Source organism: Hyalangium minutum, from assembly GCF_000737315.1.
In the GTDB taxonomy this organism is placed as follows: domain Bacteria; phylum Myxococcota; class Myxococcia; order Myxococcales; family Myxococcaceae; genus Hyalangium; species Hyalangium minutum.
Genome location: NZ_JMCB01000007.1, coordinates 374,638 through 385,071, shown reverse-complemented (window position 1 = coordinate 385,071; position 10,434 = coordinate 374,638). Strand labels below are relative to the sequence as shown.

General features: G+C 69.2%; 7 protein-coding genes. 5 read left to right on the top strand and 2 right to left on the bottom strand.

Annotation, left to right across the window (positions count from 1 at the left end):
* Window positions 1-177: 177 nt before the first annotated feature.
* Together DB31_RS21260 and DB31_RS21255 are read right to left on the bottom strand one after the other, a co-directional pair.
* Window positions 178-4,131: an immunoglobulin-like domain-containing protein gene (locus DB31_RS21260; RefSeq protein WP_044190790.1), complete on the bottom strand. Its 3,954-nt coding sequence runs from the start codon at window positions 4,129-4,131 to the stop codon at window positions 178-180.
* Window positions 4,132-4,376: 245 nt separating this feature from the next.
* Complete coding sequence (locus DB31_RS21255; protein ID WP_044190787.1) at window positions 4,377-5,966, bottom strand: sigma 54-interacting transcriptional regulator; 1,590 nt, start codon at window positions 5,964-5,966, stop codon at window positions 4,377-4,379.
* 219 nt (window positions 5,967-6,185) lie between these two features.
* On the opposite strand from DB31_RS21255, the gene DB31_RS21250 reads away from it, so the two are divergent.
* The 5 genes from DB31_RS21250 (at window position 6,186) to DB31_RS21230 (ending at window position 10,425) form a co-directional block, all read left to right on the top strand.
* Window positions 6,186-6,740, top strand: a complete 555-nt coding sequence (locus tag DB31_RS21250) for a peroxiredoxin (protein ID WP_044190784.1) — start codon at window positions 6,186-6,188, stop codon at window positions 6,738-6,740.
* A 6-nt stretch (window positions 6,741-6,746) separates the two neighbouring features.
* Window positions 6,747-7,271, top strand: a complete 525-nt coding sequence (locus tag DB31_RS21245) for a carboxymuconolactone decarboxylase family protein (RefSeq protein WP_044190782.1) — start codon at window positions 6,747-6,749, stop codon at window positions 7,269-7,271.
* A 219-nt stretch (window positions 7,272-7,490) separates the two neighbouring features.
* Window positions 7,491-8,303 (top strand): P-loop NTPase family protein, encoded by an 813-nt coding sequence (locus DB31_RS21240; RefSeq protein WP_157232095.1) that lies wholly within the window; start codon window positions 7,491-7,493, stop codon window positions 8,301-8,303.
* Between the two features lie 179 nt (window positions 8,304-8,482).
* Window positions 8,483-9,064: an HdeD family acid-resistance protein gene (locus tag DB31_RS21235; protein WP_044190780.1), complete on the top strand. Its 582-nt coding sequence runs from the start codon at window positions 8,483-8,485 to the stop codon at window positions 9,062-9,064.
* A gap of 74 nt (window positions 9,065-9,138) precedes the next feature.
* Window positions 9,139-10,425, top strand: coding sequence for a pyridoxal phosphate-dependent aminotransferase (locus DB31_RS21230; RefSeq protein WP_420806712.1), 1,287 nt, complete (start codon window positions 9,139-9,141; stop codon window positions 10,423-10,425).
* Window positions 10,426-10,434 lie beyond the last annotated feature (9 nt).

The following is a 10,434-nucleotide window of genomic DNA, read 5'->3' as shown; positions in this document are numbered from 1 at the left end:
TGCTCGCCTCCGAGTGCCCGGCCGCTACCAACATCAACGTCGCCGCTGGCGAGCCGTTCAACGTCTACAACGACGTGAACTGCGACTGATTCAGCCGTGACGCAGCTTGAGCCCCCGAGTGCGGCGAGGCACTCGGGGGCTCTTTTTTTGTCTGCAGCAGGGTGAGCCGCGCGCGCGCTACGGCGCGGTGCGGCTGGCCAGCGGAGCGGGCGGCGGCGCGACCACCGTGTAGCCCGCCCCCGGGCCGCTGTCGGCGGCCACGCCCAGGGAGTTGGCCGGCACGCGGATCCGGCACACGCCCGAGCGCACGTTGCCCGCCTGGTCCTTCAGATCGAAGGCCACGCCGTACACGCGGCCGTCACCGTCGCTCTGGCGCTCGGCGCGCACCTGGAAGGTGCTCGGGCTGGTGATGACGATGTCCGCCAGGGTGCTGCCATCGCTGCTGCCCGGCGCATCCTCGGGCTCGTCGCTGTAGATGGAGCGGATGATGCCGTTGTTGGCGAGGGCATAGCCGTCGCACGCGTCGCTGGCCGTCACACAGTCCGCCAGCGAGAAGGTGCGCAGCGCCTGATCGGCGGGCGAGACGGTGATGTCCCGGTACTCGATCGTCGGCGCCTGGGTGTCCACCACCTGCACCGTGCGGGTGAGGGGCGTGGCCTTGAGCAGCGTGCTGTCCTGCACGTTGTAGGTGAGCGTGTAGGAGCCACGCGTCCAGGCATTCACGCTGCCCGTCATGGTCACAGAGCGGGTCAGGTTGCCGTAGCACGCGTCAGACGCGGTGGCGCCCGCATCGGTGTAGGGGCCGCTGGCGCACTCGTGCTGCACGACGGACTCGCCCACCAGCGCGAGCGTGGGCGGCAGCCGGTCCACCACCTTCACCGTGCGCAGCGCCATGGTGGTGTTGCCGGACGCGTCCCACACGCCGTACTGGATGCTGTAGGTGCCCACGGCGGCGGCGTTCGCGCCACTGCCGTAGGTGTTCACCGTCATGTCGCCCTGGCACGCGTCATACGCGGTGGCGCCCAGCTCGGTATAAGCGTCCACGCCGCACTCCAGCGTCATGTTGGCCTCGCCGCGAATCGTCACCACGGGGGCCTGCGTGTCCCTCACGGTGACGCTGCGGGTGACGCTGGTGGCCGCGTTCCCGGAAGGGTCCGTGACGTTGTAGGTGATGGGGTAGGTGCCCGTCGCGACGATGCGATCCGTGCCCGAGATCGTGATGCGGTTCGTGATGTCCCCGGCGCACAGGTCCGTGGCCGTGGCCCCCAGCGCCAGCAAGCCGTCACGTGAGCACTCCATGACGGGTGTGGAGGAGCCGTCCAGGGTGATGACCGGCGGGCGCGTGTCCACCACGCGCACGTCCCGCACCTTCTCCGTCACCAGGCCGTTGCGGTCCTGCACACGGTAGCGCACCGGATAGGCGCCCGTGGCGTTCGTGTTCACCTCGCCGGAGATGGAGAGGGCGTCTGCCAGGTTGCCCGAGCAGAGGTCCTGGGCGATGGCGCCCGGCTCGGAGTAGACGTCCACCTTGCACTCCAGCCGCACGCTCGAGGCGCCGTTCAGCGTGAGGTCCGGAGCCAGGGTGTCCTGCACCACCACCTGGCGCACGGCGGTGGCCACGTTGCCGCCACTGTCCGCCGCGCGGTAGGTGACGGGGTACGTGCCGAGCCGCGCCGAGTCGATGGTGCCGCGCTCGATGGTGACGGCGCCCGAGATGTTTCCCGAGCAGCTGTCCACCGCCGTGGCGCCGGGCTCGGAGTACCCGTCGCGCATGCACTCGAGCGGCATCGGGTTGGCGCCATTGAGCGCGAGGCTGGGGGCCTGCGTGTCCACCACCGTGAAGGGCGTGGAGCAGCTCGCCGTGTTGCCCGAGGTGTCCGAGGCCGACCACGTGAGCGACACCCGGCCTACCGGGAAGCTGGCGGGCCCGGGGCCCTGCACCGCCACCGGAGAGCACACGTCCACCGCCGTCGCCGTGCCCACCCCGTTGTTGGAGGCCGCCCCCGCCACGCACTCCACGGTGGTGGCCGCCGGGCAGGTGATGGAGGGCGGCAGGGTGTCGCGCACCTGCACCTGGGTGGTGCAGGCCGCCGTGTTCCCCGCCACGTCCTTGGCCGTATACGTGACGGGCGTGGAGCCCAGCGGATAGGAGGCCAGGCCCGGCCCGCTTACGTCCACCGCGGAGCACGCATCCGTCGCTTCCGCGCCACCCGCAGACACGTAGGCCGACTCGTTGCCCGTGCACTCGGCCTGCACCGGCGGTGCGCAGGTGATGGAGGGAGGCTCGCAGTCGCGCACGCGCACGCTGGCGGTGCAGCTGTCGGAGTCGAACCCATCGGTCACAGTGAGGCTCACCGGCTGCTGGCCGATGGCATACGGGCCCGCGGGCAACTGGCTCAGGGAGAGGGAGTCCCCGTCCGGATCCGTGGAGCCGTGGTTGATGCTTGCCTCGGCGGTGCACGCTGGGCCCGCGGCGCAGACGCTCTGGTCCTGGCAGGACGCCACCGGCGCGCGGTTGCCCGAGTAGAGCGTGAGATCGCTCAGCACTGGATCGGCGCTGTAGTTCACCGAGCGCAGCGTGGCGAGCACCTCGACGTAGCGGCCCCGGATGCCCGCGAAGGCCTGGCCGTTCACCACCTGCGCGAAGGGCTGCGAGGCCAGGGCACCGGCTGTATCGGCGGCCCTCACGCCTACGGTGATGCTCGCGCCCACGGGTGTCGCGCCTTGCGGCTCCTGGTTCCAGGTGACCATGCCCCAGGTCGCCCCAGCCGCTCCCCCGTCATGAACGGCGCCCCACGTTCCCTGGCGCGCGGTGAAGCGCTGGTGGTGGTAGCCCGTCATGTCGCCATAGCTGAACGAGGCGCCGCCGGGGGTGTACCACTGCACCGTGCTCGCCACCGCGGGGTTGACCAGCGCCAGCGAATCCGCGCCGGAGTTGATGGTCCAGATCTTCCCATCCGCCGCCACGGCCACGCCCTCGGGCCGCGAGCCCACGAACCAGGTGGCCTTGTACGCGCCGTCGCTGCCCACGCGCAGCAAGCGGCCCGAGGCCCAGCAGGCGGCCCAGATGTCTCCCGCGGCATCCACCGCGACGCCGTGCGTGCGGCCCGTGCACCCGCCTCCGCCGCCCACGAGCTGCGCCGTATGGGCCGTGAAGTCCGCTCGCACCACGCCGCTGGCGGAGTCCGAGTCCGCGCCCAGCCAGGCCTTGCCGGTGCTGTCCACCACCAGGCCGAAGGTCGGCACCGGAGACGTCACCGTGTCCACCACCCGGCTGCCCGAGGTGGCGCGCGGATCGATCTTCCGGATGAGCCGCTGCGTGCTGTTGTCCGACGTATAGAGGTAGCCACTCGGCCCGATGGCCAGGCTCTGGATGCTGGAGGCGACACCCGTCTCCGCCTGAAGGTCGATGACCTGCAGCACCCCGCCGGTCTGCCCATTCATCCGGTAGAGCTTCGACGAGCTGAAGCCCGCGGCCCAGAGGTGCTGGTCCGCATCCACCACCAGCGCCCGTCCCGGGTCGCCCGCGGCGGCGAAGTTCTTCGTCCAGAGAATGCACTCGTCCGACTGGCCGAAGAACTCGGCCGGGTCGCCCAGGTCGATGGCGCCGTTGCCGCTCGCGTCGAAGGAGGTGTCGATCCGCCCGTTGCCGTTGCGGTCCACGCACGCGGCCAACGAACCCGCGTAGCGGGTGATGGACGCCGAGGTGCCGGAGCAGTTGCCCCGGTTCAAGACGAAGGTGTTGCCCTGGGCGTCCACCGCCACGGCCGCAGGGTAGTTACACGAGTCACGCGGTGGACGGACGGCTGGCACCGAGCCATCCCAGTTGACGGTGAGCACGGAGTCGTAGCGCGCCACCTGCAGGCCTGTCCGTGTGTCCACCTTGGTGACGACGCCCGCGCTGGCGTTGGCGACCCAGAGGTAGGGCGGCACGTTCGCGCCGGTGTCGATGCGGAGCTGATCCGGGTTCGGTGCCCCGGCGCGGGTAGCGTTGAAAGTGCCGGGCTGGAAGTCGGCATCCGTGGTGAAGGTTTTCTGCGCCGGCCCCGTCAGCTCTTGCGCCAGGGAGAGCCCTGGCCAGGCCCAGAGCAGACTGCTCAGTACGGCAAAAGATGCTGCACGAGTTCTCATACAGCGCGCCCTCAGGGTGGAGACTGCGTTGGCTGCCCCCCCCGGCGACAGGGCTTTCCGCGGCTGCTCCGTCGCACGTGGAGCGAGGCGAATTGTAGCGAGGTGTTGCAGCCAACGGCAGACGCTCTTTGCACAAACCGCTGTGGGAAGAACGGCGTCGCGATCTCACCGAATCACTACTGCGACAGGATTTTTCCGGCGCGAAGCACAACTCACCCCGTAGGGCGATCCCAACCCACCCCGGGTCAACTTGGACTTTCGACGATGAACTGGTCCTGGCGCGCGATGCCGAGCTTCTTCATGCGGCTCTGCAGCGTGGAGGGCTTGAGACCCAACAACTGCGCCGCACCCCCGGGCCCGTAGATGCGGCCCTTCGTCAGCGAGAGCACCCGGAGGATGTGCTCGCGCTGCACCGCCGCGAGCGTGGCCACCTTCTCACTCTTCTCTGCCCTCGCGGCGGAGACGGTGGGGGCCGCCGTCAGGGCCTTCTCGCGCACGGGCAGATCGAACGCGTCCGGCCCCAGCTCCGGCACACGCGAGAGGATGGTGGCGCGCTCGAGCACGTTGGCCAGCTCGCGCAGGTTGCCCGGCCATCCGTACGCGGCCAGGCGCTCCAGCCCCTCGGACGTCACGCGCATGCCGCGCCGCCCCGTGCGGCGAGACTGCTCGTCCAGGAGGAACGCGCACAGCTGCGGCAAGTCTTCGAGCCGCTCGCGCAGCGGCGGCAGGCGCAGCGGGAAGACGCTCAGCCGATAGTAGAGGTCCTCGCGGAAGCGCCGCTGGGAGATGGCCTGCTGCAAGTCCACGTGCGTGGCCGCCAGCAGCCGCACGTCCGCGCGCACCGTCTTGTCACTGCCCACGGGCTCGAACGTCTTCTCCTGCAGCGCGCGCAGCAGCTTGGCCTGCAGCTCCACCGGCAGCTCGCCCACCTCGTCCAGCAGCAGCGTGCCGCCGTGGGCCATCTGGAAGCGCCCCGCCCTGTCCCGCGTGGCCCCCGTGAAGGCGCCCTTCACGTGGCCGAACAGCTCACTCTCCAACAGCCCGGCGGGGATGGCCGCGCAGTTGATGGTCACGAAGGGCTCATCCGCCCGCGGGCTCCAGCGGTGGATGGCCCGCGCCAGCCGCTCCTTGCCCGTGCCCGTCTCGCCCAGCAGCAGCACCGGCGTGTCCGTCTCCGCCACCTGCCTCGCCCGCCGCGCCAGGTCCCTCATGACGGGGCTCAGGCTCGTCTCGAGGATGCCCTCCGAGTCTCCGCCCAGCTGCGACTCCAGCAGCTTGGCGTGCTCATGGTCCTGCCGGTGCAGCCGCTCGAAGGCCGCCTTCTGCTCCGCGTTCTGCAGCGCCGTGGCCAGCAGCTGCCCGTACACCTCCACCAGGTCCACCACGGCCTGCGGGTACGTCTCGCACTCGGAGCGGTCCAGCGTGAGCACCCCGTAGCGGCGCTCGCCGGAGCACAGCGGCACCACCATGCACGAGTGCCCCGGAGGCAAGTCCAGCACCCCGTCGAACGGGTCGCCCTCGCCACTGTGGTCCTCCTCCGTGAAGGCACGCGCCCGGCGCGTCTCCAGGGCCTGGCGCACCATGGGGAACTCCGCCAGCTTCAGCACGTGCCCGCGCACCTTGGCGTTGGCCAACGGCCCGCGCGCCGCCACCGCCACCAGCCGCTCGTCCTTCAGGAGGAACAGCGTGGCCAGGTCAAACCGGGTGATGCGCGTTAACCAATCCAACCCGCGCCGGAGGAGCTCCGAGACGGACTCCTCCGTACTGGCCAGATCCATGAGGTCCCTCGCCTCCTGGGTCACCAGGGGGCCGGGCGTGAGGGTTTCTTGTGCCATGCCTCACGAATAGCCAGTGGCCACCGAAATTGCAGTGGCGAAGCGCACCGACATTTCGTTATTCACCTATCCGGCGGCGCGATTCAGGAGGGTTCAATCCCTAACCTCCTGAAAAGACTGGGACCGTTTTCCTGGCACGGCGTCTGCTCTAGTGGTAGCTGGCAAAACCCTTTCGGGCCTGCCGTGGAGGCAGGTCCCCTACCCCACAAGGAGTCACACATGCTGACCGTTGGCGACAAGCTTCCCAATTTCTCCGTGAAGGCCACCGTGAGCCTGGAGAAGGGCAAGGAGTTCACCACCATCACCCAGGACAGCTACAAGGGGAAGTGGATCATCCTGTTTGCGTGGCCCAAGGACTTCACCTTCATCTGCCCGACGGAGATCGCCGAGTTCGGGAAGAAGAACAAGGACTTCGGTGACCGCGACGCCGTGGTCCTGGGTCTGAGCACCGACAGCGAGTTCGTGCACCACGCGTGGCGCACGCACCACCCGGACCTCAAGGCCCTGCCCTTCCCCATGCTGGCGGACATGAAGCACGAGCTGTGCAACGCCCTGGGCATCCTCCACAAGGAGGAGGGCGTGGCCCTGCGCGCCACCTTCATCATCGACCCGACCGGCGTCATCCGGCACGTGTCGGTGAATGACCTGTCCGTGGGCCGCAACGTCTCCGAGGTGGTACGCACCCTGGACGCGTTCCAGACCGACGAGCTGTGCCCGTGCAACTGGCAGAAGGGTGAGGAGACGCTCACCAAGAAGCTGGCGAAGGCGGGGTAATCCACCATGGCCTCGCTCGAAGTCGTTCGCAGTGAGCTGGCGGACGCCCACAAGGACACCCGCCTCAACCTCCAGGCCGTGCTGGAGGGTGGCAGCCTCACCCCGGAGCAGCGCTGGGGTGTGGCCGTTGGGAGCGCCTTCGCCGCACGCAACGAGCGGCTGAAGGAGGCCATGATCAACGAGGCGAAGAAGGCCCTGGCCAACGCCGAGCCTGTCATCGAGGACGCGCGCGCCGCGGCCTCGCTGATGGGGATGAACAACGTCTACTACCGGTTCCGGCACATGATCGGGAAGGAGTCCTACTCGACCAAGCGCCCGGGGCTGCGGATGAACCGGCTGGCCCAGGTGCTGACGAGCAAGGTGGACTTCGAGCTGGTCTGCCTGGCCATCAGCGCCATCAACGGCTGCGAGATGTGCGTGCAGTCCCACGAGAAGGTCGTCCTCGAGGGCGGCCTCTCCGAGGACCAGGTGCATGACGCGGTCCGCATCGCCTCCGTCATCCACGCGGCGGCGGTGGGCCTGGAGTCGTAAGCCGCCTCGAAGTCCTGCTGTCACGAGCGCCCTCCGGTGGATTCACCGGGGGGCGTTCTGTTTGGGGCAGCCCCAAGCGTGTGCAGCGCGGTGCACGGTGGTGCACACCCGGCACCTCAGCCCGCTCCTGTTCTCGCGGGGTTGGCCCAGGCATGGGTGTTGCTGAGCTCCTGTCCGTCCGCCGCCCCCGCGCCGGAGACACGCCGAGGAGCCCCCCGCATGCTGCGCCGAACGCTGTGCCTTGCCTCCCTCACCGCCCTTGCCACCGCGTGTGGGGGGAGTCCTCCCACCCAGGAGGAGATCGACGAGGCGCGAGACAAGGCCGAGGTGGCGCTCGGTGTGGCCAACCAGGCCCGCTCGGCACTGGAGCTGCTCGGACTCCTGCCGGTGTACACCTGCGGCGAGGACCGGAGGACCTTCGTGGGCAAGGCCGTCGAGTCGGCCCAGGCGAAGGTGGGGTGCGTCACCGCCAGCGCCGAGGCGTTGGATGCCACCACGGACGCGGTGATCCTCTCCTTCCCCCAGGGGGGCTGTGAGGTGAGCAAGCGCACTGTGTCCGGACAGACGGCCTTCAGGTACTCGGGCGGCAAGGACCGGATGGAGCTGAAGGCGGACCTGCGCCAGCTGAAGGTGGATGGCTCCTCGCTGCAAGCAGAGGTGGGCTACGGCACGTGCGGAGACGAGTCGCGCTACTTCGTGCTCGCCGAGGGGCCCCTGCCGAAGAAGCCTGAGTACACCTTCCGTGTGGATGGCCAGGTGGGCAAGCGTGATGGAGTGCCGATCTTTGGTAGCACCTCGCTGGTGCTCAACGGGCCAGGCGAGGTGACGGGCCCCAACGGCACGGGGCGGCTCACCCTCACGGAGCTGGAGTACGAGATTGGCGAGTACGCCCCGAAGGAGGGCGAGGTGCTGCTGGAGACGGCGGATGACCACACGGTGAAGGCCGCCTTCAAGACAACGCTGTGGCGCCTGGGGAAGATGGAGCTGACCATCGACGACCGGGAGCCGGTGACGGTGCCCATCGTCCGGTGAACGTGCGGTGACTCTGAACGCCACCGCAGGCAGGGTCTCGGCCGGGCCCATGCGCTGACGAGCTCTCCGCAGCCAACGGGCGGATCTGGACTTGCCGCTCGCTGTGCACGGCCTCGCGCCGTCTCCACCTTCGTCTAGGAGAGGACTGACCCATTCCTCTGACGAAGGAGTGCAGCACCATGGCCATGACGCTCGCCAACCGCTGGTGGACGCTCGCCCTTCGGGGCATCGCCGCCCTTGCCTTCGGCGTCCTCACCTTCATCTCTCCCGGCTCCAGCCTCCTCGCGCTCGTCTTCTTGTTCGGGGCCTATGCGCTCGTCGACGGCGTGCTCAACCTCGGGATGGCGCTCGTTCGGTCCAATGACGGGCAGAGCTGGGGCTCGCTCATCTTCGAAGGTGCCGTGGGCATCCTCGTGGGCGTGCTGACGATCGCCTGGACCCGCATCACCGCGCTCGCCCTGCTCCTCCTGATCGCGTTCTGGGCCCTCATCACCGGCGCGGCCGAAGTGGCCGCTGCCATCCGGCTCCGCAAGCAGATCAAGGGAGAGTGGCTCATGGCCCTCAGCGGCGTCCTCTCGATCGCCTTCGGCGTCCTATTGCTGGTGGCACCGGCCGCGGGGGCCCTGGCGGTGATCCTGTGGATTGGCGCGTATGCCATCATCTTTGGCGCGCTGATGCTGGGCCTCTCGCTCCGGCTGCGCTCCTGGAGCCGCACGCCCGGCCGCCGCGCGCCCCCCGGTGGAGTGCCTACGCCCGCCTGAAGCCACGAGGAGGAGCGCCGGGAGGTACAGGCCCCAACACTCTGGAGAGGCGCGCGTCTCCAAGCTTCGCTAGGGTGCGCGCCGTGAGCGACGAAACCACGATTCCAGCATTCCGCTCCGTGCCTCGCACGGGCGTCATCTACGTCACCACCGAGGCGGGCCGTCGAGGCTACAAGCCCGGAGACTCGGAGTGGTGCAACCTGGGCCAGGGGCAGCCGGAGACGGGCGAGCTGCCCGGCGCTCCTCCGCGGGTGGGCAAGGTCGCCGTGGATGTGGCCGACCTGGAGTACGCCCCGGTGGCGGGACTCTGGGAGGTGCGCGAGGCCATCGCTGGCCTCTACAACCGGCTCTACCGCAAGGGCATGCCCAGCCAGTACAGCGCGGAGAACGTGAGCTTGTCCGGAGGTGGGCGCACCTCGCTGACGCGCGCGGCGGCGAGCCTCGGCTCAGTGAACCTGGGCCACTTCCTGCCCGACTACACCGCCTATGAGGAGCTGCTGGACGTCTTCAAGGCGTTCACCGCCATCCCCATCATGCTGGAGGGCGAGCGCGGCTACGCCTTCACGCACGACGACTTGAGGCGCGAGGTCCAGGGGCGTGGGCTCTCTGCCCTGCTCTTCTCCAACCCGTGCAACCCCACCGGAAAGCTGGTGCAGGGCGATGAGCTGGCGCGCTGGGTAGGCGTGGCGCGCGAGCAGGAGTGCACGCTGCTCATCGACGAGTTCTACTCGCACTACGTCTGGACGGGGCGCCCCGGGCAGCTCCCCGTGGAGAGCGCCACGCGGTACGTGGAGGACGTGAACAAGGACCCCGTGGTCGTCTTCGACGGCCTCACGAAGAACTGGCGTTACCCGGGCTGGCGCATGACGTGGACGGTGGGGCCCAAGCAGGTCATCGAGGCCGTCTCCAGCGCAGGCAGCTTCCTGGATGGCGGAGGCACTCGGCCCCTGCAGCGCGCCGCGCTCCCGCTGCTGGAGGAGCAGCACGTCATCGCCGAGACACAGGCCATCAACGCGGCGTTCCGCGAGAAGCGGGACCGGTTCCACTCGCGGCTGGAGCGGCTGGGCATCCGCTCGGACCGGCCGCCGGATGGCACCTTCTATGTGTGGGGCAACCTGGCCGGGCTGCCTGCGCCGCTCAATGACGGCATGAGCTTCTTCCGGGCCGCGCTGGAGCAGAAGATCATCTGCGTGCCCGGCGAGTTCTTCGACGTGAATCCGGGCAAGCGCCGCGCCCGTGCCTCGCGATTCCGGCAGTACGTGCGCCTGTCCTTCGGCCCGTCCATGGACGTGCTGGACAAGGCGCTCGAGCGGCTGGAGGCGATGATCCTGCGTCACATGCAGTCTCCCCCGCAGCCCTGATCAGAGCGT

Bases quoted from the DNA above. Each gene is read 5' to 3' on its own strand.
- DB31_RS21260 (WP_044190790.1), bottom strand. From the start codon at position 4,131: ATGAGAACTCGTGCAGCATCTTTTGCCGTACTGAGCAGTCTGCTCTGG.
- DB31_RS21255 (WP_044190787.1), bottom strand. From the start codon at position 5,966: ATGGCACAAGAAACCCTCACGCCCGGCCCCCTGGTGACCCAGGAGGCG.
- DB31_RS21250 (WP_044190784.1), top strand. From the start codon at position 6,186: ATGCTGACCGTTGGCGACAAGCTTCCCAATTTCTCCGTGAAGGCCACC.
- DB31_RS21245 (WP_044190782.1), top strand. From the start codon at position 6,747: ATGGCCTCGCTCGAAGTCGTTCGCAGTGAGCTGGCGGACGCCCACAAG.
- DB31_RS21240 (WP_157232095.1), top strand. From the start codon at position 7,491: ATGCTGCGCCGAACGCTGTGCCTTGCCTCCCTCACCGCCCTTGCCACC.
- DB31_RS21235 (WP_044190780.1), top strand. From the start codon at position 8,483: ATGGCCATGACGCTCGCCAACCGCTGGTGGACGCTCGCCCTTCGGGGC.